Source organism: Algoriphagus sp. (assembly GCF_024305035.1).
GTDB lineage: Bacteria > Bacteroidota > Bacteroidia > Cytophagales > Cyclobacteriaceae > Algoriphagus.
This window is the reverse complement of record NZ_JAMWZB010000001.1, coordinates 185901-210575: the sequence shown is the minus strand read 5'-3', so window position 1 is coordinate 210575 and position 24675 is coordinate 185901. Positions and strand designations below refer to the sequence as shown.

The 24675-nt window shown below is 41.9% G+C and carries 24 protein-coding genes; 15 read left to right on the top strand and 9 right to left on the bottom strand.

Annotation, left to right across the window (positions count from 1 at the left end):
• Positions 1–61: 61 nt before the first annotated feature.
• From Q0L00_RS00895 to Q0L00_RS00885, 3 genes are all read right to left on the bottom strand, one after another.
• The gene (locus Q0L00_RS00895; protein ID WP_297334964.1) at positions 62–760 is read right to left on the bottom strand and encodes a potassium channel family protein; all 699 of its coding nucleotides are present in this window, start codon (positions 758–760) and stop codon (positions 62–64) included.
• An 87-nt stretch (positions 761–847) separates the two neighbouring features.
• The gene (locus Q0L00_RS00890) at positions 848–1639 is read right to left on the bottom strand and encodes a PhzF family phenazine biosynthesis protein (protein WP_297334963.1); all 792 of its coding nucleotides are present in this window, start codon (positions 1637–1639) and stop codon (positions 848–850) included.
• A gap of 3 nt (positions 1640–1642) precedes the next feature.
• Positions 1643–2158, bottom strand: a complete 516-nt coding sequence (locus Q0L00_RS00885; protein ID WP_297334962.1) for a DinB family protein — start codon at positions 2156–2158, stop codon at positions 1643–1645.
• A gap of 263 nt (positions 2159–2421) precedes the next feature.
• On the opposite strand from Q0L00_RS00885, the gene Q0L00_RS00880 reads away from it, so the two are divergent.
• The 4 genes from Q0L00_RS00880 (at position 2422) to Q0L00_RS00870 (ending at position 5960) form a co-directional block, all read left to right on the top strand.
• Positions 2422–2964 (top strand): ferritin, encoded by a 543-nt coding sequence (locus Q0L00_RS00880; RefSeq protein ID WP_297334961.1) that lies wholly within the window; start codon positions 2422–2424, stop codon positions 2962–2964.
• Positions 2965–3047: 83 nt separating this feature from the next.
• Entirely contained in the window at positions 3048–3209 is a 162-nt protein-coding gene (locus tag Q0L00_RS19640) for a zinc ribbon domain-containing protein (protein WP_363318484.1), read from the top strand.
• Positions 3210–3896: 687 nt separating this feature from the next.
• A complete protein-coding gene (locus tag Q0L00_RS00875; RefSeq protein ID WP_297334960.1) occupies positions 3897–4844 on the top strand; it encodes a formylglycine-generating enzyme family protein in 948 nt (315 codons plus the stop codon).
• Between the two features lie 9 nt (positions 4845–4853).
• On the top strand, positions 4854–5960 hold the full coding sequence (locus Q0L00_RS00870) for a lipase family protein (protein WP_297334959.1): 1107 nt from the start codon (positions 4854–4856) through the stop codon (positions 5958–5960).
• Here the strand turns inward: Q0L00_RS00870 and Q0L00_RS00865 are convergent.
• Positions 5951–6541 (bottom strand): riboflavin synthase, encoded by a 591-nt coding sequence (locus tag Q0L00_RS00865; RefSeq protein WP_297335005.1) that lies wholly within the window; start codon positions 6539–6541, stop codon positions 5951–5953. The genes Q0L00_RS00870 and Q0L00_RS00865 overlap by 10 nt on opposite strands.
• Positions 6542–6654: 113 nt before the next feature.
• Here Q0L00_RS00865 and Q0L00_RS00860 point away from each other — a divergent pair, with 113 nt between their 5' ends.
• From Q0L00_RS00860 to Q0L00_RS00830, 7 genes are all read left to right on the top strand, one after another.
• On the top strand, positions 6655–7311 hold the full coding sequence (locus tag Q0L00_RS00860; protein WP_297335004.1) for a protein-L-isoaspartate(D-aspartate) O-methyltransferase: 657 nt from the start codon (positions 6655–6657) through the stop codon (positions 7309–7311).
• Between the two features lie 89 nt (positions 7312–7400).
• Entirely contained in the window at positions 7401–7928 is a 528-nt protein-coding gene (locus Q0L00_RS00855) for an acyl-CoA thioesterase (protein ID WP_297334958.1), read from the top strand.
• A 68-nt stretch (positions 7929–7996) separates the two neighbouring features.
• The gene (locus Q0L00_RS00850; RefSeq protein WP_297334957.1) at positions 7997–8569 is read left to right on the top strand and encodes a hypothetical protein; all 573 of its coding nucleotides are present in this window, start codon (positions 7997–7999) and stop codon (positions 8567–8569) included.
• A 9-nt stretch (positions 8570–8578) separates the two neighbouring features.
• A complete protein-coding gene (locus Q0L00_RS00845; RefSeq protein WP_297334956.1) occupies positions 8579–8896 on the top strand; it encodes a DUF3817 domain-containing protein in 318 nt (105 codons plus the stop codon).
• Complete coding sequence (locus tag Q0L00_RS00840) at positions 8897–9916, top strand: hypothetical protein (RefSeq protein ID WP_297334955.1); 1020 nt, start codon at positions 8897–8899, stop codon at positions 9914–9916. It begins immediately after the preceding gene.
• A gap of 4 nt (positions 9917–9920) precedes the next feature.
• Entirely contained in the window at positions 9921–10715 is a 795-nt protein-coding gene (locus tag Q0L00_RS00835; protein ID WP_297334954.1) for a cation transporter, read from the top strand.
• A gap of 169 nt (positions 10716–10884) precedes the next feature.
• Positions 10885–11310 (top strand): response regulator, encoded by a 426-nt coding sequence (locus tag Q0L00_RS00830; RefSeq protein ID WP_297334953.1) that lies wholly within the window; start codon positions 10885–10887, stop codon positions 11308–11310.
• Positions 11311–11313: 3 nt separating this feature from the next.
• Here the strand turns inward: Q0L00_RS00830 and Q0L00_RS00825 are convergent, their stop codons facing one another.
• From Q0L00_RS00825 to Q0L00_RS00815, 3 genes are read right to left on the bottom strand one after another with little or no spacing between them, the layout of a single operon-like run.
• Complete coding sequence (locus Q0L00_RS00825; protein ID WP_297334952.1) at positions 11314–11919, bottom strand: Maf family nucleotide pyrophosphatase; 606 nt, start codon at positions 11917–11919, stop codon at positions 11314–11316.
• The gene (locus Q0L00_RS00820; RefSeq protein WP_297334951.1) at positions 11870–13180 is read right to left on the bottom strand and encodes a DUF1015 domain-containing protein; all 1311 of its coding nucleotides are present in this window, start codon (positions 13178–13180) and stop codon (positions 11870–11872) included. Before Q0L00_RS00820 ends, Q0L00_RS00825 begins: the two co-directional genes overlap by 50 nt.
• A 6-nt stretch (positions 13181–13186) precedes the next feature.
• Positions 13187–14686 (bottom strand): acetyl-CoA carboxylase biotin carboxylase subunit, encoded by a 1500-nt coding sequence (locus Q0L00_RS00815; protein ID WP_297334950.1) that lies wholly within the window; start codon positions 14684–14686, stop codon positions 13187–13189.
• A gap of 179 nt (positions 14687–14865) precedes the next feature.
• Here Q0L00_RS00815 and Q0L00_RS00810 point away from each other — a divergent pair, with 179 nt between their 5' ends.
• Positions 14866–16116, top strand: coding sequence for an aminotransferase class I/II-fold pyridoxal phosphate-dependent enzyme (locus tag Q0L00_RS00810; protein WP_297334949.1), 1251 nt, complete (start codon positions 14866–14868; stop codon positions 16114–16116).
• Between the two features lie 102 nt (positions 16117–16218).
• Positions 16219–16395, top strand: coding sequence for a histone H1 (locus Q0L00_RS00805; protein ID WP_092789901.1), 177 nt, complete (start codon positions 16219–16221; stop codon positions 16393–16395).
• 69 nt (positions 16396–16464) lie between these two features.
• On the opposite strand, the gene Q0L00_RS00800 is transcribed toward Q0L00_RS00805, so the two are convergent.
• On the bottom strand, positions 16465–18243 hold the full coding sequence (locus Q0L00_RS00800) for a M1 family metallopeptidase (protein ID WP_297335003.1): 1779 nt from the start codon (positions 18241–18243) through the stop codon (positions 16465–16467).
• A 238-nt stretch (positions 18244–18481) separates the two neighbouring features.
• Between Q0L00_RS00800 and Q0L00_RS00795 the strand changes: the two genes are divergently transcribed.
• The gene (locus Q0L00_RS00795) at positions 18482–21607 is read left to right on the top strand and encodes a hypothetical protein (RefSeq protein WP_297334948.1); all 3126 of its coding nucleotides are present in this window, start codon (positions 18482–18484) and stop codon (positions 21605–21607) included.
• Between the two features lie 55 nt (positions 21608–21662).
• Positions 21663–22964 (top strand): amino acid permease, encoded by a 1302-nt coding sequence (locus Q0L00_RS00790; RefSeq protein WP_297334947.1) that lies wholly within the window; start codon positions 21663–21665, stop codon positions 22962–22964.
• A gap of 41 nt (positions 22965–23005) precedes the next feature.
• Here Q0L00_RS00790 and Q0L00_RS00785 read toward each other — a convergent pair.
• A partial coding sequence (locus Q0L00_RS00785; protein WP_297334946.1) for a T9SS type A sorting domain-containing protein occupies positions 23006–24675 on the bottom strand: 1670 nt, incomplete at its 5' end.

Genomic DNA, 24675 nt, shown 5'->3' with positions numbered 1-24675 from the left:
TGATTTTAAGGTAAGCTACTTGCTTGAAAGAAGACATCCACTAGGTTTTACATCAATGGAGTTATTTTTTGGTCTCGCTGACTAATTTCGCGATAACCACCGCAGGATACAGCATCCCCACCGTGGATAGGAACACAGACAGCATTTTTGACAGGACATTGACGGGAAATAATTCCCCAAATCCTACCGTAGTCAAGGAAACGAGACTAAAATAAATATAATTGGAATAATCATCATCCAGCCCCTCCAGCTTAATATCTCCACCGATACTTTCCCCGATTGTCAGGTGTATGATTTCAAAAACAAAAGCCCCTAACAGTGCCAGGGATAAATACACGTTCACAGCTCCAATCACCCGATACACGTTTACCTCCCGGTCCCTAAACAGGAGACGAAGATTCAGAAATATAAAAACGGACATATTGGCGATACCCACAATACGCTCCAGTAAATAAAACTCTACAGGCAAATCGCTAAAACGCAACAATTTCATAGCCAATTGAGTAAAAAATAACCCAGAGGTAAGGAAAACCAAAAATCGCTCTCGTGAAGACCAAATCCCTGTAAAATACAAAAACAGAAAAACGACGTTCGAAAAAATCATACCCACATGACCGTAATCAATCAATATTGGAAGTACAAAGACAATAAATAGCAATACCACCAAAAGCAAGCTAAAACTGATATCTGTCAACCAATAGTTTCTAAAATGTCGGATGTATCGAATGGCTTGGTGAGGGTTTTTGCCTTCTTCATTCATATTTTTTCAAGTTGTTTTTCGGTAGCCAAATGGAATCTCGCAGTTATTACTATACCCTTATCAGACTTTTAAGCTTGCCTGGTGTGATCAAATTTTAAGTAAACCTTCCAACACCCCAACTGCCTTTCCTTTGAGTACTACGCGTTTTCCTTTCTTTTCAACCTCCAAATTTCCTCCTCGCTTACTTGCTTGGTGAGCTTTCAGATGAAAAGTACCGGTTCGTTTATTCCAATAATCCATCAAAGCACAGTGGGCAAAGCCAGTCACAGGATCTTCCGGAACGCCCACATTAGGACCAAAAAACCGGGAAACACAGTCAACAGCGTTTCCTTTGGAGGTGATAATGATTCCTTCTTCGCTGTGTAATGAGATTTCTTCAAAATCAGGAATAAGGCTTCTGACAGCCTGCTCATCCTCCAACTCAAAAATCCAATTTCTTTTCAATTCAGCTGCCTGAACGATTCTTTTTCCAAAAAGCTGATCTTGAAAATGGGGATGTTTAGCGACTGTTGTTTCTAAAAGTGGAAAGTCCATTTCAATTAACTCTTGCCCTACGCTGACTATTAGCTCACCGCTTTTGGTGTGAAAGTGAACTTGCTCATTTTCGAAAGCCCAACCCTTTTGAAGCATCCAAAAAGAACTGGCCAACGTGGCATGTCCACATAAATCAATTTCTAAAGTTGGGGTAAACCAACGAAGATTAAAATGCCCATTTCGTTCGGTGGGAAGGACAAAAGCTGTTTCGCTTAAATTCATTTCGCAAGCAATTGACTGCATTAAAGCAGGATCTAGTTCTCGGTCAAGTAGGCAAACAGCGGCAGGATTACCAGAAAAAGCCTGACTGGTAAAAGCATCTACAATAGCAATGGGAAGTTCCATGAGTTAATACCGTTGGTTTAAGATGGTAAGGTGATGAATAAAATGTCCCGGAATGATCCAAAACAAAGCTCGAGGGGTGATTTTGGCTCCGTTGGCAGTCCCGGAAATATCCAGGGAATCTTCAGGTAAGGTTTGAATCAGAGTCAATAATGCCTTTCGTTGAGATTCAAAATCTTCCAAAAGCAGTTCTGAAGCAATCGCTCCAAATCGTGCATTCAATACATACGGATCCTGGTCAAACCCGGGGAGTGCATTCCGCTCCCCACGAGCAAAGCACAAAGCTCGAAAAGTCATGATTCGCTCGGTATCGATCACATGACCCAATACTTCTTTTGGAGACCATTTTCCAGTTTGATAGGGGGTTTCAGCCCAGCTTGAGGGTTTGGTTTCAAATAATCCTTTGATCTTCTGAATTTGTTCATCGATGAGCAAGGGGTACGCTTTCTGCGGATTGAGCTGAAGGTAACGCTCAAAATAAGCAGGATAGTCGCCTTTTGTAGGGGGGAGTAATGTCTGCATGAAAAACGTTCAATTGAAATAAATGATTCAGGTTAAAATTAAGATTTACCGGTTAACCGAAATACCTTCCAAGAGATTTTATTTTTCTAAAAATTCAAGGAACTCAAGGATCTCTTTATCAAACTTTGGGATTTGCGGGGAATGTTGGGCCCTCCTTCGAAGCAGATTAACTTAAACCAATTCTAAATTTTAGTTCTACTTCCATCAAAAGGAACTAGAAATCGCAATTCTAGTTATCTTGTCAGTTACTAATAGACTCAGAAATGAAACAAAAAGAAATAGTCACCTTGCAGCGATCTTTGCTGCACGACACCGAAGCGCTTCTCAACAAACAAATTGAGATGGAAGGAAAGTCTTCTGCCTACTACCTTTCAATGGCCTCATGGTGCCATATGATGGGCTATGAAAATGCCGCCAAATACCTGTACACTCATGCCGATGAGGAGCGGATGCATATGATGAAAATTTTTCAGTATGTCAATGAAGCTGGAGGACATGCTATTCAACCGGAGATTACCGGCATTAGAAATCATTTCAACTCACTGAGAGAAATATTTGAATTGATTCTTGAGCATGAGATCAAAGTCACCAAATCCATCAACAGCATTGTGGATCATGCCTTTTCGGTGAAAGATTTTGCTACCTTCAGTTTTATGCAATGGTATGTCACCGAACAGCGTGAAGAAGAAACGATGTCTCGAAGGGCTTTGGAACTGTTTGATATTATCGGCGAAGAGGGCATTGGACTCTGGACCATAGATCAGGAACTCGGAAAACTCCATGCCGCCGCTCATTCCGGTGAGTGAGCTCCTTTTAAAAATGGAAAAATGTTAGCCTTACAAAACCATCTACTTCGGTAGGTGGTTTTTTCGTTTAGTTGAACAAGTGAATCCGTTTCTACCCTTCATCAAAAATTTGTGGAGACTGTGGTTGGATAAATCAAGAATTAAAACTTTCAGATAGAGAATGGACTGGTAACTCCTGTGGTGCAATACACGACAGAGATATAAATTCGAGTAAAAAAATGATCAAAGAAAGTTTCAAAATTTAGGTCAGGGACTGTCCAATACGAAGGTGGAGAGAAATCAGACGTTAGCACTAACGCACACGCTGTGAAACCCGAAGCCCATTTGCCTTGAGCAAAGGGGTAGTTCACACCTGCATGCTTGAGGTCGTGGATTATCTGGAGCGCATGACTGAGGCAAGAAAAAAATTCCTTCCTCGGTAGTGTCCTATAGCCGATAGTGCAGACTATCCTTTCTTTGTCCATGAATTTGTATTGGGTGACCATACATTCTTTGTCGAAATTGACCGTACCCGCATTAGCTAGCTAAACTACGGCGTGATTTACATGTTGGGTACGGCTGACAGATCATTCAATGATGGAATGCTTGTCAACTTGGAAAATCTGATTAAAAAATCAACCCAGATCAGCAAAGTGGGTGAAAAAGAACGAAAATAATTTTTCAACAAATTAAGACGAAAGGTAACCCTGCGGATAGATGCTCTCGAAGTGAAAGTGTGAGGACCAATAATCCTTGACTTGAGTTGATTTCTGAGAATATTAGTAAATTCGAAGTCTATGGATCGATTGCACTATTTCTCAAAACTCTGCTTAGGTACCTTATTCTTTTCATTGGTATTTCTGGCTTGTCAACCAAAACCAAGTTCGGAAAACCATTCCAGTTCGTTTCAACCGTCTCCTAGTCCACAACCATCCGAAAATTCACCGGAAGGAATGGTCTGGATACCTGGTGGGGAGTTTACGATGGGCACCAACGAAGCGAATGCCTATCCTGCCGAAAAGCCAGCCGTCAATGTTGCCGTTTCCGGTTTTTGGATGGACACTCATGAAGTTACCAATGCTGAATTTCAAAAATTTGTAGAAGAAACAGGATATGTAACCATTGCCGAGCAAAAACCGGATTGGGAGGATCTCAAAAAGCAAGTTCCTCCCGGCACCCCGAAACCCGATGATTCCGTGCTCGTTCCCGGTTCCATGGTGTTTACCCCCCCTCCTTACCCGGTTCCCACCCAAGATGTGTCGCTTTGGTGGTCTTGGGTAGAAGGTGCCTCTTGGAAACATCCCGAAGGACCAGAAAGTAACCTAGAAGGTAGAGCAAATCATCCCGTCGTCCATATCGCATACGAGGATGCTTTGGCTTATGCGGAATGGGCAGGAAAAAGACTTCCAACCGAATTGGAATGGGAATTTGCAGCCAGAGGTGGTGCAAAAGGAAAGCGCTTTGCTTGGGGAGATGAATTGACACCAAATGGGACTTACCTGGCCAATACCTTTCAAGGAGTTTTTCCTCACGAAAACTTAGAATCCGACGGCTTTTCAGGAACCTCCCCAGTCAAATCCTTTGCACCCAATACCTATGGACTCTATGACATGATCGGAAATGTTTGGGAACTCACCAGCGACTGGTACGATGCGTTGAAGCTGGCCAGATTGGCAGGAGAAGCACCAAAACTTGATGCCGGTATGAACCCCTGCTACAATCCTGAAAATCCTTACGCTCAAGAGCGGGTAATCAAAGGGGGATCCTACTTATGCGCTGAAAACTATTGTGTTAACTATCGGCCCAGTGCCCGACAGGGACAAGCCTTTGACTCCGGCACTTCCAATGTCGGATTTCGATTGGTGAAGGATCCCGAAAAAAAAAGACTATCCATGAATTAACCACCTGCTATGATCAAAGTGCTTACTTTTCTGGGAACGCTCTTCATTCTTTCAATTTATCCGACTTTTGGGCAACTCCAACCGGGCTTTATACAGGAAGAATACTTGGAGATTTTAGGGGTTTTTACCCAGGGATTACCCGATAGTCTTCAAGGATCTATCCCCAGACCGGTAAACTTTACCAAAGCGTATGAATCCCCTACTGTAGGATTAGAAAATAAATGGGCCCTTTGGATAGACGAAGAAAAAAAGCAGGCCCTGGTAGCTATCCGTGGTACTATCCAACATCCCACCTCCTGGTTGGCCAACTTTTACGCAGCTATGATACCTGCAAAAGGAAGGATTAAAATCCGAGAAGACTATAATTTTGATTACAACTTTTCTGAACACCCTCAAGCTGGTGTTCATGCCGGATGGGCTTTGGCAACGGGAAGCTTAGCGGAAACCATACTTCCCAAAATTGATTCCTTGATCACTCAAGGGTATATGGATTTTATCGTTACCGGTCATTCTCAAGGTGGAGCGATTACCTACCTGGTGAACATGATGCTCCAACAAATGAAAAAACAAGGGCGTTGGCAATCGGATATTCGAATTAAATCCTATGCATCTGCTGCTCCAAAGCCCGGAAATCTATTTTTTGCTTACGACTATGAACAAACTAACTCTGGAGGCTGGGCATTCAATGTGGTCAATACGGCAGATTGGGTCCCTCAAGTCCCCTTCTCAATTCAGACAACCGAAGACTTTAGCCAAACAAATCCTTTCGGTAACATCAAACCTCTGATTCACAAACAAAAATTTCCAAAAAACCTCCTTTTTAAAACGGTTTACAATCGTCTGGACAAGCCAACCAAGCGGTCCAAAAAGAACTTTCAAAAGTATCTGGGAACGTTTCAAGAAAAACAAGTAGTCAAGGTATTACCTGATTTCGAGGGTCCTGGCTACCTGGACAGCAATCATTTTAGCCGGGCTGGGGATTTTATAATTTTAGTACCTGATGCTGATTACGCTGAAAAATTTCCCGATGAGGAAGGGAAAATTTTCCGACATCATATGTTTATTCCTTATTTTGATCTATTCCTAAAACAATTCGCTGTTCAAACTTACGAATAACCCTTGGTAATTCGCTGAATGTATTTTCCTACTATATCAAATTCAAGATTCACCCAGTCCCCTTCTTGGAGTTGATGAAAATTGGTGTGCTCGTAAGTATAAGGAATAATGGCTACAGAAAAACCGCCGGGAATGGAGTTGAAACAGGTAAGACTGGTGCCATTGATGGTGATTGACCCTTTTTCAACGGTTATATTTCCACTATTCTGATCAAATTCAATGTCAAATATCCAAGAACCTTGTTGATCCGAAATTCGCTTTACCTTTCCCACTTGATCTACGTGGCCCTGAACAATGTGCCCGTCAAACCGTCCATTGGCTGACATGCAACGCTCCAGATTCACTTTCTTTCCAATGTTCCATTGCGATAAATTGGTTTTTTTAATTGTCTCATCAATAGCTGTCACCCGATAGGAATCCGGTGAGGTGCTCACCACTGTGAGGCAGACCCCGTCGTGAGCGAGCGATTGGTCTATTTTTAACTCGGGGGCTAATTTTGAACTCAATTCAAAATGAACATTTGTGCCCTCCCGAATGATTTCTTTAACACTGGCAAACGATTCAATTATTCCTGTAAACATCTCGATAGTACTTCTGGTCTGGCTTTCAATGATTAAGCAAAAATTGCCCATTTCGGTTTCAAATTAAGTCAAATAATCGATTAACTTCGAGAGAAATTTATTTAGAAATGCCACTGCTTAAGCTCGAAGACACCTATTTACACAAAGGAAAAAGAAAGGCCCTAGTAGCCGAATTGCGAAAAAAAGGAATAAAAAGTGAACGTGTTCTTCATGCCATCAACACCCTTCCCAGACATTTTTTCTTTGATTCCGCACTGATTTCCCATGCCTATGAGGACAAAGCTTTCCCCATCGGTGAAGGGCAGACGATTTCCCAGCCTTACACCGTTGCCTTTCAAACCGAACTTCTTGAGGTCAAGCCGGATGACAAAGTCCTCGAAATTGGAACAGGTTCGGGGTATCAAGCCAGTATTCTTCATCTACTAGGAGCCCAGGTCTACACGATCGAATATCAAAAGAAGCTTTTTGAAGCCACCCAGAAATTTCTCAAGCGACTCGGAATTGAAATGCATCTCTTTTATGGGGACGGTACAGCCGGTCTTCCAGCCTCTGCCCCTTATGACAAAATACTAGTAACGGCCGGGGCTCCTATTGTCCCAGAAGCCTTGGTTCAGCAACTCAAAGTGGGGGGCATCTTGGTCATTCCCGTAGGGGATCGAAGCCTTCAAACAATGGTTAAAATCGTCAAAACCGGCCCAAATAAAATCGAACGAGAAGAATTTGCCGGATTTGCCTTTGTCCCTTTATTGGGAAAAGATGGGTGGAGATAAAATCCCCTTTTTCAAAATTATATTCTGAATTTAATCCTTCGGATTCTATTCAGAAAAATTTTATTCTTATTTTTGTAAAAAATAGGAGTATGTCAAAGAAAAAATTTGCCAAGGAATCCGCGACCATCATGACCGAAATGGTCCTACCAAACGACACCAACACGCTCAATAATCTGATGGGAGGAAGATTGATGCATTGGATGGATGTAGTCGCTGCCATTGCCGCTCAAAAACACTCCAACCGAATCGTGGTCACCGCCTCAGCGGATAGCATTTCGTTTAAACAACCCATCGCACTTGGCAATGTGGTCACCCTACAGGCAAAGGTTACCCGGGCTTTCAACTCCTCGATGGAGGTTTTCATCGAAGTGAGTGCAGAGGACATTCCAGCCAGCAAAAAAACCATTACTCATCGAGCATTTTTTACCTTTGTGGCGGTAGATCAAAATGGCAAACCCATCGAAATTCCCGAAGTAGTACCAGAAACGCCCGAAGAAGTCGAATTATATGAGGGGGCATTGCGAAGACGACAGCTCCGGCTTGTGCTTGCCAAGCGAATGAAGCCGGAGGACGCCCAAGAACTCAAGTCCATTTTCAATCTGGAAATCACAAAATAAACTCACAGGGAAGGCAATAAATCTTCCCTTTTTTTGGCTTGAGTTTTAATTTTAACCAATTTTCAGCTATGGAAAAGAGCAGCCTTGAAACCCTTCAGTTTATTCTGACCGAAAACATTTTCTTGATCAAAAAAGAAATCCCTAAAATCCTCAAGGATATCCAAGAAACTGATCTCCAATCCAATGAATTTCAAGAACCTAACACAAACCAAATCGCTTCTTCAGCGGATGAACTAAATCAAAAAGAAGCTCAAGTTCCTGACCCGATTCAGGTCTTGGGTAAATTTGAAAAAGGAATCCTTATCCTTCATGAGGAGGAAACTTTAAATGAAGAGGTGATGGATCTTTTGGTTAAAATTCTCCAAGCGGTGGGACACTCCCTGAATTCAGTAGGAATGGTATCCAGTAAAGCGTTGACAGGTCAAACCTTGGCTGATTTCCATGCTCTGAATGCGCACACGGTGATTAAATTTGGGAGAATTCAGCATCCGATCAATTCGCTCCCAATCAACAACTACCAAATTCATACCGAGGAGGAAACCGAATACCTTTTTGCGGACTCTTTAAGTCAAATCGCAGAAAACAAAGCGCTCAAAGCCAAACTTTGGAATAATCTCAAAATTCTATTCAACCTAGCATAATCCCCAATCATGACACTTGATTCCAAACAACTTAATTGGGCCAAACGATTCAAATGGATCAGTCTGATTGAAGGACTTTCCTTCCTGATTCTCTTGTTTATCGCCATGCCGCTCAAATATATCTATGATCTTCCACTAGCGGTCACTTATGTAGGCTGGGCGCATGGCCTACTTTTCATGATTTATATTTATGTGGTTTTTCCCACTGCTTCCAAACTAAAATGGAATTTCAGCCGGACACTTTTTGCACTTATCGCCTCTATTCTTCCTTTTGGTCCGTTTATATTTCATCGAAATCTCAAAAAAAATCAGAAGGTGGATTTTTAGATGGCATTGATCAGCAAGAAAAAGAAAGTATATCCCATCAGCCCTTTCTTGAGGGCCTATCTGATTGACTATGCCCGTGAGGTAGATATCCCCATTCATTACCATGAACTGCTCAGGTACTCCAATTCCATTGCGCTTTATGATTCAAAAGAACAGGATACGCTTTGGGAGACGGTTTTTTATGAGCAATCCGATCGCGAGGAAATCCACCTCAATGTTAAAAAAATCTATGCCTTACTCAAAGCAGGTGGAGACATGTCAGTGATGGAGCACCTGTATGTAGACCGGATAGATTTATGCATTTATGGCAATACTCAGCCTTTTCGTGTTCGAATAGTCAACCGGATCAACGATAACTTTGATTATTTTTACATCAAAAATGCAGATGCGTCGCGGGTTTATGGCTTGGAACTTGAGCATTTGCTGTCCCCAAACCGGATCAGCTATTTAGTACATCAAAACACCCTGATCGAAGAACATATTGCCGGCATCCCCGGAGATAAATTTATGCGCTTGCATATGAAGGATACGCATCTGAATCCTATCCGACTAGCAAAAGAGTTTGTCAAGTTTAACGAGCGATGTTTTGTCCGTCTATTGGGAGATATGCATTCATCCAATTTTGTAATCGATGTGACGCCAGACTTTGAGGAGACCCACTATCGGATCCGTGCCATTGACTTTGATCAGCAATCCTACGAAGGAAAAAAATCCATTTATTTACCTCAATATTTTAAAGAGAACAATGTCCTCATCCACTTGGGTATGCAGTACATTACCCCTGAATCCATGCGCCAATATCAACGCGAAGAACGATCGCTAATCGCCTCTCGAGTTAAATCATCTCATTTTGAAATCGAGGATATTCTATCTGCCATGGAAAAAGATGAAATAGCTCCCCAATCCAACATCATAAGCCTTCGTGAGGAGCTTTCCCGCCATTATCAAAATGGTCGGTTTTTGGTTTGCAAAAACATGGGAAATATCCTCAGATTAAGCCTAGAGCAAGTCCTGATCTAACCTGATGCAAAAGACGACATTTCATATTTCAGATATGGACTGCCCCTCTGAAGAAAACCTAATCAGGCTAAAACTTCAGGATCAAAAAAGTATACGAGGACTCGAGTTCGATTTAGCGAAAAGGGAGCTTCATGTCTATGAGGAAACTCCCAGCCCCAACCTTCAAGAGATCTTGGAATCGCTAAGGTTGGGAAGCAAAAAAATCCAAACTCAACGGGTAGCCCCTACTCATTTACCCCGGTTTCTACATCCTGAAAAAAAATTGCTCTGGACGGTTTTGGGAATTAATTTTCTTTTCTTTTTAGTCGAAATGCTATTTGGGTGGATCTCCTGCTCGCTGGGTTTGATTGCGGATAGTTTGGATATGCTCGCCGATAGTTTTGTTTATGGGATTAGCCTTTTGGCTGTGGGCGCTGGAATGAGCAGGCAAAAAAAAATAGCCGGATTGGCAGGCATTTTTCAGCTTTTTTTGGCCATTTTAGGCATTTGGGAAGTCATCAGACGGTTCTTAACTGTAGAAGAAAGTCCAGAATACAGCCTAATGATTAGCATTTCCTTTTTGGCTTTAATCGCCAATGCCACCTGCTTGAAGCTCCTTCAAAGCTCAAAGAGTGAAGCCGCTCACATGAAAGCCAGTATGATATTCACTTCTAATGATATCTTAATCAATTTAGGCGTAATATCGGCAGGTTTATTGGTTTTATGGTTCGATTCAGCTATTCCGGATTTATTGATCGGAATGCTGGTTTTTGTATGGGTGACGCGTGGTGCGGTAAGGATAATTAAGCTATCGGAATAAATGATGACAGCTCTCATTTCATGAGTAAAATGATGAGGCTGATCGGGTTAAATACGGAATTAAAACTGAATAATTTAAAATTCTATTTCAAAAAATAAAAATTGGTAAATTCCAATTATAAATACGTTAAAACATATAGTTTTGCAATTGCAAAAAATTAAAATCGGCTGTGTACAATCTTCGTGAGATCATATTTGTAGATGATGATGCCATTGTTAAAATGGTAGGGATAAAGATCCTTAAAAATATCGGATATGAAGGTCCCATTAGTCAATTTGGTAACGGGCAGGAAGCCATAGAAGCCCTTAAAACTCGAATTGAATCAAATTTGATCGAAGAATCCACCTCTCCTATTCTTATCCTGTTGGATATCAATATGCCTGTATCGGATGCATGGGGATTTTTGAAGGAGTTTCAACAATTACCCGAAAACATACGAAAGCATTTTTTCATTGCAATAATAACCAGTTCGATCAGTCCCCAGGATAAAGATCAAGCCATGACTTATCCAGATGTCAAAGATTATATCCAAAAACCAATCTCTCCCAAATACATGTCCGATTTTCTCAAAGAACATGGACTTTTAGTCCTCTGATCACTACCATTTTTTGAGCTCATCGTAAATCATGTGTACCGGGAATCCCATGACGGTATAGTAAGACCCCTCTATTTTTGACACGCCGATATACCCTATCCATTCCTGAATACCATATCCCCCTGCCTTATCGAAAGGCCCATAATTTTTAACGTAATGCCAAATTTCTTCCTCATCCAAAAAACGAAAAGTCACCCAAGTTTCATCCTCAAGAGTAGTTCGTTTTTGACTTCCTACAAGTGTCACCGCAGTCATGACTTTATGCCTGGTTCCGGAAAGACTTTTGATCATATCAAATGCTTCCTGGTCTGAGTGAGGTTTGCCCAGAATATGCCCATCCTGAATGACCACGGTGTCGGAGGTGATCAAAATTTCATTTTCAGCAAGTGGCTCAGGATAAGATTCAGCCTTTAGCTTAGAAAGATAGGCGGCTACATAATCTGCGGGAATTTCTGAGGGAATTGTTTCATCTACAGGAAAGGGGTTAACTTCAAAATCAATTTCCAAGCCTCTTAAAAGCTCCCGTCTTCTTGGAGAATTGGAGGCAAGGATGATTTTTTTATCTTTTATTTTTTCCAAAAAAGGCATCATAGGTAAAGTCAAATTCATCTTGGTCTATACTTGCAAAAATCAATCCGCTCAAGGCTTTAGGATAAAAATAAGTTGATTTTTGAGGCATCAAATAACCCGAATTGCACACATCCAAGACTTGCGCCATTTCCAGTTCACGGGTGATGATGGCAAAACTCGCCTTTCCAGATTGCACTTCTCGTAGACACTTGGAAAAATTCCGCTCATAGACCAGGTTTTCCTTAGTTCGCTGTTCATCAAGGGGAATGCCCAAAATCCGCCAGAATAACACTTCGTGCAAAATCACCAAATCCAATTTCCTCAGCACTTCGGGCATTCCCTGATTGACCTGATCGAAAAGCTCAGGCTTGAGTTCGATAATATATCCTTCATTTTCAATCAAAAGACCAAATTTCCTTACCCGCCTAAAGGTATAAGTTCCCATTTCCTCTGGATCAGAAAATGGCTTGATCAAGAACCACTCGGAGAGTTTTTCGAAAAACTCTGATTTACTCATCTTGAGTTCAGAGTATAACCGGTGAGTAGGTAAAATCTTCAAATCATCCGAGGCAGCATTGGTCAAATACATCAAATGGTATTCATGGGCCTTCCATTTTTTATCGTCGAAAGCCCCTTTCATCCTTTTTCGGTAGGCTATCGCTCCCTCCAGCCGATGATGTCCATCTGCTAGGATTACTTGCTTTTTCTCTAATAAGCTCAAAAACCGTCGAATCACATCCGCATCGTGAATCACTGCCAAAACTTCCCTGACCCCTTGATAATCTTCCACTTCGTAAATTGGTGAACTCATCGCCGCTTCCATGTCACTTTCAAGCTGAAAGTCTTCGTCCACATATAAACCATGGGTGGGGCTGGCTTGCATTTTGGTCGCTGCCAAAAGATCCACTCGATCATGGACTGCTGAAACTATGGTGTTCTCGTGACGTAAAATCTTTCCCTCATCCCAATCGTAAGCCTTGATCTGAATAATAAAGCCTTTGCGGCAGCGCTCTTTTTCTTCACCCGGGAGTCTAAAATACTGGTAATAAACATAAATTCCAGGGAGTTTATCTTGCTTGATTACTCCTTTTCTTTTCCAATCCTGTACTGTTTTCTCCGCATTCTGAATCGCAAAAGGATTTTTGGGGACTGAGAGATGAATCGCATTGTAGGGATTTTTATAGAGTTGTTCACGCTGCTGTACCGATACGACATCAAATAAGGGCGCAGTAAGTTCTTCGATTCGCTCGGAGAATTCATCCGAATATCTCCAAGCTCTAAGTGGTAATATTTCTGCCATTTTCGCTTATTTCAACCGATTTTTCCATGCTGAACTTTTCACTGAAGGCGATCCGGTAGATTTACCCGCGTTGGGCTTACTCAATTTCTGAAAAAATTCAATTGCCAACGCAGCAATAAGTTCCTCTTCTGATTCGGAAAGCTTTTCCTGCAACATGGACGGCTCAAAATATCGTTCAACAAATTTGGTATCAAACTTCCCTGAAGTGAAGGCTTCGTGTTGCAATGCGAATTTGCAAAAACCCAAAGTGGTCTGAATTCCGGTAATCTGATAATCATCGATTGCCCGAATCATCCGGTCTATGGCTTCACTTCTGGTCTCTGCATGAGTGATCAATTTGGCGATCATTGGATCATAATAAATAGGGATATCCATCCCTTCTTCGAAACCATCATCTACCCGAACTCCAGGACCTTGAGGCCGGAGATAGGTCGTCAATTTTCCGATATCTGGCAGGAAATTATTTTTGGGATCTTCAGCATAAACCCGTACTTCGACCGCATGTCCATGGATCTTCAACTCCTCCTGACTGAAGGTTAGTGCTTGCCCTTCGGCTATTTTTAGCTGTTCTTTAACCAAGTCCTTCCCCGTGATCAATTCAGTCACCGGATGCTCCACTTGTAGGCGAGTATTCATTTCAAGAAAATAAAAATTCAACTGCTCATCGACAATAAACTCTACCGTTCCAGCTCCGTAATAGTCACAGGCCTTTGCCACTCCTACCGCGGCCTCTCCCATTGCTCTGCGCAATTCCGGCGTAACTACTGCAGAAGGAGCTTCTTCGATCACTTTTTGATGACGGCGCTGAATCGAACATTCCCGTTCAAATAAATACACAATGTTTCCTTGTTGATCTCCGAGAATTTGTATTTCTATGTGCCTAGGCGAGGTGATAAACTTTTCAATAAAAACTGCCCCATCCCCAAATGCCGATTCTGCCTCACTGACAGCCCGCTGCATTTGCTCCTCAAACTCGAACTCTGATTCTACTATTCGCATTCCCTTTCCTCCTCCTCCGGCACTGGCTTTGATCAAAATCGGATAGCCAATTTCAGCTGCTTTGGCTTTGGCAAAAGCAATATCGGTAATGGCTTTTTCCATCCCGGGAACCATCGGGATATCGTAAGATGCAACCGCCTGCTTAGCGGCAAGCTTGCTGCCCATCACTTCGATGGCCTCCGGTGAAGGTCCAACAAATATGATCCCTGCCTCTTTTACTTTTCGGGCAAAAGAGGCATTTTCAGAAAGGAATCCATAACCGGGATGGATGGCATCCACTTGTAAATCATGACAAACCTGAATTATTTTTTCCCCAAGAAGATAGGACTGATTGGAGGGCGGCGGACCCAGGCAAATTGCCTGGTCTGCATATTTCACATGAGGTGACAAACGGTCAGCTTCAGAATAGACTGCTACGGTCTTCATACCCATTTCTCGGGCTGATCGCATGATTCGGAGGGCAATTTCCCCTCGGTTGGCTACCAAAAGTTTATTGATTTTAGGCATGTTCTCCTGTTAGAATTTGGGCTTTGATAAATGTCAGAAGCGAATTAAGGAAAATAAATTGAGGAATGTTAAGAAAACAGCATATCAGAATTCCTTTTTTGCTTGGTAGGCATATTAGTTTTATTTTTGGCGAATTTTAATGGTTAATTCATTAGAAATTAAACTTAAATCGATACGCTTTGGATCTATTTGCAAAATTAAAAACTAACATGGGACCCCTTGGAAAGCATTCCCAGTTTTCCGACGGCTACTACATGTTTCCGAAATTAGAAGGAGAGATCGCCCCTCGGATGCAATTTCAGGGAAGAGAGGTACTGACCTGGTCCCTAAATAATTACCTCGGACTCGCCAATCACCCTGAAGTTCGAAAAACAGACGCTGAAGCCGCCGCAAAATGGGGGGCAGCCTACCCCATGGGAGCTCGAATGATGTCCGGTCAAACCAGCCTTCATGAAAAGTTGGAAGAAGAACTTGCCGAGTTTGTGGGGAAAGAAAAATCGTATTTGCTCAATTATGGCTATCAAGGCATCATGTCAGTTATTGATGCATTGCTGGATCGCAAAGACGTGGTGGTTTATGATTCGGAATGTCATGCCTGTATCATCGATGCGCTTCGGATGCACATGGGTAAGCGTTATGTTTTCCCTCATAATGATATCGAAAACTGCGAAAAACAACTTGAACGAGCTTCCAAACTAGCAGCTGAAACCGGGGGTGGTATTCTTGTTATCACTGAAGGTGTTTTCGGGATGACCGGAGATCAGGGGAAATTGAAAGAAATCTGTGAGCTGAAGAAAAAATTTGAGTTCAGGTTGCTGGTAGATGACGCACATGGTTTTGGAACCCTGGGTAAAACTGGGGCAGGAACCCATGAGGAACAAGGAGTGATTGAAGAGGTTGATTTGTATTTTTCAACCTTTGCAAAATCCATGGCCTCCATCGGCGCATTTATCGCCGGAGAGGAAAAAGTCATTCACTACCTCCGCTTTAATATGCGGTCGCAGATTTTTGCCAAATCACTTCCCATGCTGTTGGTTGAAGGGGCTCGAAAGCGTTTGGAGCTATTGAAAACTCAACCGGAACTAAAGGCGAATCTCTGGAAAATAGTGAATGCATTACGTGATGGACTCCATTCTCATGGATTCAGCACCGGAAAATCAAATTCACCCGTGACTCCTGTGGTTTTGAATGGTACGGTGGGTGAAGCTGCTGCCCTCTCCTATGATTTGAGAGAAAATTACAATATTTTCTGTTCTGTGGTGATTTACCCAGTTGTACCTAAAGGCATGATTATCTTACGGTTAATCCCAACTGCGGTCCATACACTTGAGGATGTGGAAGAAACCATCAATGCATTTGCAGCCGTAAAAGAAAAGCTAACAAACGGGATTTATCGCAACTCTGAGATTGCAGTTTCGTTTGGCGAATAAAAAATTTTCCAAAAAAAATGCCCTCAGGATTGAATTAGCAAGTATTTAGGCTATATTGGAATCAAATAAACTTATCATCAACCTTAAAAACACACTTTTACTATGAGCAGATTTAGTGAAGTCAAAGATCTTGTAATGGGCTTAGAAGCCGATTTCGAAAAATTCTACGAAAAAGGTAATCAAGCAGCAGGTACCCGAGTGAGAAAGGGAATGCAAGATTTGAAAAACATCGCGCAGGATATCCGCAAAGAAGTGCAGGATAAGAAAAATGCCGGTTGATTTAAACAAAAACAAGAGGTGGCCAAAAGCCACCTTTTTTTGTTTAAGTTGGAGAAATAAAGTGGAGCCTTAAAACTCCACTTTATTGTTTTCACGCTCTAAATCAGCCAATCTTCCGCTTGGATCGATTTCTATGGACTCAATACGTTCCAGTTCTTTGGATAGCGTAATTGTTTTGGTCAAGTTAGTCCAAGGCCAATCTTCAGACAAAATTCGCTCGGGCATTCCCGCCTCAATTTCTTTTTCACCTCTCATGATGACCAGGGGCAAATAAATTTGTTCTTTACTTCCATCTTTATAAGTAATCACCACGTCCAAAGGCATTGGCATCAAGCCTATCCGCTCTAAGGTAATTTGCGTAGTTGCCCCATCAGCTTTTACTTCCTTTATCCCATAGTCTATGGTTTTGGTAGAATTCACAAAATACTCTTTATACCAATCCAATTCCAATCCACTTTCTTTTTCCATCACCCGGATCAGATCATTCACATTGGGATGTTTAAACTTCCACTCATTAAAATAGCGAAGCAATCCCCTATCTCGAACCTCTGCACCGATTACATAACCCAATTGTTCCATAAATACTGCACCTTTGGAATAAGCAGCAGAACCATAAGCACGATTGGTATGATAGTGATCTGAATGAGTAGACATGGGTTCTTCAACTCCTGATTTGGCCAGACTAAAATATCCACGGTAAGACCCGGCATGAATGGAAGAGGAATTTCTATTCATGATCTCATTCATGGTAAGATTGGAAGCGTAGCTGGTAAAACCTTCATCCATCCATGGATACAGGGATTCATTGGTAGCAAGTACTCCGTGATACCAGCTATGAGCCAATTCATGGACCATCACTCCTACTAAGCTTGGTAGACTTCTTTCGCCTGTAATCAAGGTGGACATCGCATATTCCATTCCTCCATCACCTCCTTGAACGACAGAAAATTGCTTGTAAGGATATTGTCCAAAATGCTCAGATAGATAAGTAATAGCCTTAGGGGTGTATTCCTTTAATTTCTCCCAATTCTCGGAAGTTTTTTCTCCTGGAATATAAAAATGATGCACCGTGATACCATTTTCCATCTCCACTTTATCGTGTTGATAGTTATCATCAGCTCCCCACATAAAGTCATGGACCTTAGGGGCTTTGAAATGCCAAGTCAAGGTTTCTCCTGAGGCTTCAGGAACCGTTACACCAGCATCTTGATAGCCATGTCCAATTTCATTGGGATTCTGAAGGTAGCCAGTACCACCAATCGTGTAATTTTTATCTATGGTGATTTTCACGTCAAAATCACCCCAAATTCCATAAAATTCCCTTCCGATGTAAGGATTTGCATGCCATCCTTGCTCATCATAATTAGCCAATTTGGGATACCACTGGGACATGGAATAGCGCACCCCCTCTTCAGAATCTCTTCCGGATCTTCGGATTTGAACCGGTACCTGTCCTTCAAATTCAAGGGTAAAAGTTACTTCAGAATTTGGGAGAATGGGTTCGGGCAATTCTACTTCCAAAATTGTTCCGACCTCAGATGATTGGGCAGCTTTCCCATTCATTTTCAGTTTTTTTACGTGGAGATAACCTATTTCATTTGGCTGAAGGTTTGCAATCCGATCCCCTACTCTGCGATCGGGATCAGCGATGGTCCTGGAGCGAACATCCATCATACTTCCAGGCTGGAAGGCATTATAATATAGATGATAAAAAACACGGGTGAGCGTATCGGGTGAATTATTGGTGTAAACCAATTCCTGAGTTCCAGTGTATTGGTTGCTTTGAACATCCATGGATACCTCCATTTTGTAATCCACCGCCTGCTGAAAACGTCCCGTCTGGCCCATCCCCTGCAAACTCCCTACTAAACAAAGAAAAAGCCCTGCTAAAGGCTTCGGAAACTTAAATTTCATACGATTAATAATTTTTTTCTAAAGAAAAAGAAAAAGGAATCATAGCCCAAACCACCAGTCAAATTTTAGCCATCTTTATTACTTTCAAGTTTCTAACTTTCCACTGGCGTAAAAGATGCAGAACTATCTCGCAGTTTTTATTTATTTAATAAAAAATTACCAACACCTACTTATGAAAAAATTCTACTTACTGATTTTGCTGATTCTTCTTGGAATTGGAGTGCATGCCCAGCAAACGGACATGGATTGGTTCAAATCCATGAAAACAAGAAATGTAGGACCTGCCGGAATGAGTGGTCGGATCACGGCTATCGATGCGATAGATGCTGACCCCTCGATCATTTATGCAGGTTCGGCCTCTGGTGGATTATGGAAATCCACTTCAGGAGGTATCCACTGGGAACCAATTTTTGATGATCAAAAGGTTCACTCAATCGGAGCCATTTCCATTTATCAGAAAAACCCTTCCGTTATATGGGTGGGTACTGGAGAAGGAAATCCCAGAAACTCGTTGAACCTAGGAGGCGGCGTCTATCGATCTTTAGACGCTGGGAAAACCTGGGAACTGATGGGACTGGAGGAAACTCGGGCTATTCACCGAATCATCGTTCATCCGGATGACCCCAATACTGTTTTTGTCGGTGCCATCGGATCTCCTTGGGGTGAACAAGAGGCCCGAGGGGTTTACAAAACAACTGACGGAGGCAAAAGCTGGGAAAAAATACTCTATATAGACGAAAAAACCGGCGTTGGGGAGATGATCATGGATCCGAACAACCCAAACAAATTATTTGTCAACATGTGGCAACACCGAAGGTATCCTTGGTTTTTTGAATCCGGAGGCCCCTCTTCTGGACTTTATGTAACCCTGGATGGGGGTGAAAACTGGAAAAAACTGGATGATAAAAACGGACTTCCAAAAGGAGAGTATGGAAGAATGGGACTTGCAATTTCTGCTGCTAACAGCAACAAAGTTTATGCGTTGGTTGAGTCAAAGAAAAATGCCCTTTACGTATCTGAAGACGGAGGAGAAAACTTTAAAATGGTTAACGATAAAGGTGAGATCGGAGACCGACCTTTCTACTATTTTGAAATTCATGCTGATCCAAAAAATGAAAATCGGATTTACACGCTTTATTCCCGGGTAGGGATGAGTGAAGATGGGGGAAAATCCTTCACCCAGATTTTACAGTATGCAGGAGTTCACCCAGATCACCATGCGTGGTATATTAATCCTGAAAATCCAAAATTACTCATCGATGGGAATGATGGAGGATTAAATATCTCAAGAGATGGAGGTAAAACCTGGTATTTTGCCGAAAAACTACCCGTAGGGCAGTTCTACCACGTCAACGTAGATAATGAACTTCCTTATAACATCTATGGGGGGATGCAAGACAACGGTTCTTGGGTTGGTCCCGCCTATGTTTGGAGAAGAGACGGAATTCGAAATACCTATTGGCAAGAAATTTCTTTCGGAGATGGATTTGATGTAGTGTCACATCCTGCCGATTCGCGATATGGATACACCATGTCGCAAGGAGGGAATGTTAGTCGATTTGACAAACTCACCGGTCACAATCGTGTTATTCGTCCCACGCATCCTGACAAGGATGTATTCCTTCGATTCAATTGGAATGCGGCAATTGCTGTAGATCCACATGATGAAAATGGAGTCTATTATGGTTCTCAGTTTTTACACAAGTCCACCGATAGTGGAGAAACCTGGGAAATTATTTCTCCGGATTTGACCACAAATGACTCAACAAAGCAAAGACAACAGCAGACAGGTGGTTTGACTTTCGATATTACAGGAGCTGAAAACCACACGACAATCATTGCTATTGCGCCAAGCCCTGTGGATGAAAATGTAATTTGGGTAGGCACAGATGATGGCAATCTTCAAGTCACCCAGGATGGGGGTCGAACTTGGAGTAATGTGGCAAATAAACTCGATGATTTACCTGAAGCTTCTTGGATAGCTCAAGTACAAGCTTCAACCTACAACCCTGGAGAGGTTTGGGTGGTAGCCAATAATTACCGAAACAATGATTTCACTGCCTATGCCTACCACAGTGATGATTATGGAAAGACCTTCACCCGAATTGCCGATGATTCTAAGGTATGGGGATATGCCCTTTCGATCAAGCAAGATCTGGAAGAACCCAACTTGGTTTTCTTAGGTACAGAATATGGTTTATACGTTTCCTTCGACAAGGCAAAAAGTTGGAATAAATGGGAGCATGGTTATCCTAAGGCTGTCTCAACCTATGACATGACCATCCAAGAACGTGAAGCCGACTTAGTGATCGGGACATTTGGTCGTTCGATGTGGGTTTTGGATGACATACGTCCCTTGAGAATTTTTGCTGCCAATAATGGAAAGGCTCCAGAAGCAAAAATTACAGCAGTACCAGCTCCGGATGCCTATCAGGTAGAGATTCAACAACCCCATGGGGAACGATTTGCTGCAGATGGTAAGTATGCAGGAGAAAATAGGGAAACAGGCGGCCGTTTGAGCTTTATCCTCAATGATGACAAAGAAAAACTGGATACCGTCACGGTAACTATTTACGATGCAGCCGGTGAGCCAATCAGAACCCTTAAGACGGTTCCCGAAAAAGGAGTCAATCGAATTAGCTGGAATCTTGACCGCAAGTCAACTGCAACATATTCCGGAACAAATCGAAGAAGAAATGGATTCTTTGAACCCAGTGGTGGAGATGCATTACCGGGGACTTATCGAGTAGAATTTGTTTATGGGGAAGAAAAATCAGAAACAACCATTAATGTTTTCTCTGATCCTCGAATCGATGCAAAACTAGCTGATTTGAAAGCCAAAGATGAGTTTTTCAAAAAATTGGAGGTACTACAGACCCAAATGAGTGAGGCTACCGATAAGCTTTCCGAAGCTCAAAAAACCATTGATAAGGTTAATGAGCTCACCAAAGACTTGGAATCTGAAGAAGCCAAAGCCTTGAAAGAAGCCGCTAAAGAGATCAAGAAAAAGCTGGACAAAACTCGGGAAGCCTTCTACGGGCCGGAACGGGAAGGACAAGGGATCGTCCGAAATCTCTACCCAACTACCATGACACTTCAGGGAAGCCCGAGACGCTATGCAGGTTCAAGCTATGCTGCTCCTGGGGAAACTGAAGAGCGCGTCTATCAACATGCGAAAGAAGCCGCTGAAGAAGCATTTGCCGTTTTAGAAGAGTTCTTAAATGGTGATTTTAAAACCTTCGAAGAAAAGGTAAAAAACACTGAATTGGACCTTTTCGAAGGACTGAAAAAGGATTGATGATCAAAAAAATCTAACTTTAAAGCATCCGTGAAAAACACGGATGCTTTTTTATATGTCCTTTTCTTCAGACTCATCATTTCCAAAGCTCCAAAAGATCGGCTGGAAAACAGCCGCTGGACTCGTCATTGCCAATATTATTGGCACAGGTGTTTTTACGAGTTTGGGTTTCCAATTGGTTGAAATTCAAAATACCTGGTCAATACTTTTGCTATGGTCAATCGGAGGTGGAATGGCGCTAATGGGAGCGCTGATTTATGCCGAACTGGGAACACACTTCCGAAAAACGGGTGGGGATTATATTTTTCTATCCCAAACGATTCATCCAGTTGTAGGATATCTTTATGCCTGGGTTTCTTTGACTGTCGGTTTTTCGGCACCAATCGCTATTGCTGGGATGGCGATGAATAATTACCTCAGTCCACTGACTGGCAAAACTATCCTACCCGGACTATTGGTCTTGCTGATTTTACCAATCGCTCATAGCATAAGCCTTGCTAAATCAGCTATTTTCCAAAATTTCCTGACCCTTTTTAAAATTCTATTCCTTCTCTGTTTAATTGGCATTGGATTTTGGTTTTCGACTAATTCAAATACAACGGCACTGAATTTTGATTCGACTTGGTCATTGGAAATCCTTCAACCCGGATTTGCTGTTTCCCTTATTTACGTGTTTTTTTCTTACACGGGATGGAATTCTGCAGCCTACATTGTTGAAGAAGTAAAGGAACCTCAAAAATCACTGCCTAAAGCTTTGATTATTGCCACACTTTTTGTGACTCTAGTCTATTTACTCTTTCATTTTGTTCTTTTAAAGCATGCCAGTCTTGAACAGTTGGTGGGGAAAATAGAAGTTACCGAAATTGCTTTCAGTAATATTTTGGGCAATGATGCAGGACTTTGGGTTGGGCTTTTCATAGGCATTCAGCTTTTGGCTACCATATCGGGTTATGCGTGGATAGGACCTCGAATTACTTTTGCCATGGCTAAGGATTTTAAAATTTGGCGCCCACTATCTCAAACCAATTCCCAAGGAATACCGGTTAGAGCAATACTCTTAAACACTCTCATTAGCCTCATTCTTTTTCTGAGCGGTTCATTTGAGCAAATCATGTTGTATGCAGGATTTGTATTGCAATTGATGGGAACCATCACGATTTTTGCATCCCTGAAAATCCAAAATCCAGAGGGATTTATTACCCCATGGAAGCCGATTCCGCAGATACTATATTTGATTAGCAGCTTGGTCATTTCAGGATATTTAATCTACGAGCGTCCCTTGGAAAGTTTGGCAGGATTAGGGCTATTAGCCATTGGTTTTTTGTTGTTTTTAGTGGATAAAAAAAAAACTGCGTAAGAGAAAATCTCCCACGCAGTTATCCCTTTGAAAATATAATCTCAATTCTGCTTCACCAGTCGTTTAGTTAAAATAAACTGACCGATTTGTACTTGAACTTGGTACATACCATTGCTCAGCATCTCCATATCGATTTGCCGCTCATAGCTGTTGGATTGAACCGATTCTTCTTCTAAAACCAATCGGCCTGTCGCGTCAAATATCTTAATATTAACAGGTTCATCACCGCTAAAATCAACCCTGATAGTCGTATATCGTGTACTTGGGTTTGGATAGACTTGAAGGTTTATCGGTAAGTCAGGCATCATCAAAGTCAAGTTTCGCTCAATGGACTGATTTGCTCGATCCGTAGAAATTACCTTCAAGTTAACTGGAGCTTTAATTCTTCCCTCCTCACCTTTCCAGTGAATTTGACTTCCGTTCAAGTAGACGAATTCATTATCCATTAATAGGTAAGAATGAATCGAATCTACCTCATCACTAGTGCTTAAATTGGCTAAAACCTGATCTTTGACCACCTCTTCAGGTAGAATATTCTGATCCAATTTAATGTCCAATGGAAGCGGTTTATTTTCCACCAAAACATTCATTTGGATCGTTTCTTCCAAGAATCTGTTGATATTTAATGCTTTTGGCTTACCAGAAATCTGATAGTATCCTGGAACCAAACCATTATAATCTTCCACATTCCAGTTGACTTCAATCGGATTTTCATATCCAAGTAAATCAAAGTCATACTTGGCAAGTGAGTCAAATGGGGTGTTCCATGGAACGGTTAAAAGGGAATTGGAAGTAATGGATTTATTAGGCCCTTTACCTTTTCCATTTCCTCCTCCCTTACCCCCAGATCCACTTATTTCTACAATCAAGTCAAATTGACTTTGAATTGAGTTCCCATTAGCATCTATAGCTATTAAGTTTATTGGATAAGAGCCTGCTTGATCAATCAACATCCCTGAAGCTGGTTGTTGTATATAGGAAGATAAAACACAGTTATCATTAGCAGAATAAACTTCTCTGTAATCGGGAAGATTGAAAGTCTGTCCTTCACCTAGTCTAATTCTTAAAAATTTTGGTGTCTTGTCAATACTAGGTGCGATATCATCAATGACTGTCACGTTAAATTCAACAATTCCGACATTTCCATCACGATCAGTTGCGGTGAGGGTAATCATGCTATCACCCAAATCTGCACAATCGAAAATGGATTTACTAAGAGAAAGGTCAAGTTTTCCATTTGCGCATTCTGAATAAGAGCCGTTGTTTACTTGATTTGTAGAGACAGAAGCTGATCCATTTTTGTCTAAATAAACCGTGATGTCCTTGGCTATAGCAAAAACCCTACACGACGGCTCCCTGATTACGACAATCGTTATTAATGCTTGACCGGAAGAGCTATTTCCTACATTATCCTCTCCTGCCAAGGTCACAATATTTTCACCTTCATTAGCGTCAGTAAATATATTCTGGTCTATCGAAAGAGAAACAGAACTACAATTATCATAAGAACCTCCGTCCACGTCTTCAGGTACAATTGTAACAATTTCACCTTCCAAAATTTCAAAAAAGAGATTTTGGGTAAGTACTATTGGTGCTTCTTTGTCCTCAACGGTAACCAATTGGATCAATGCAGTTTGATTTCCCGCTTCATCGGTCGCAGTCCAAGTCACTTGGGTAGTGCCGATTGAGAAGGTTTCCGGTGCATCATTGC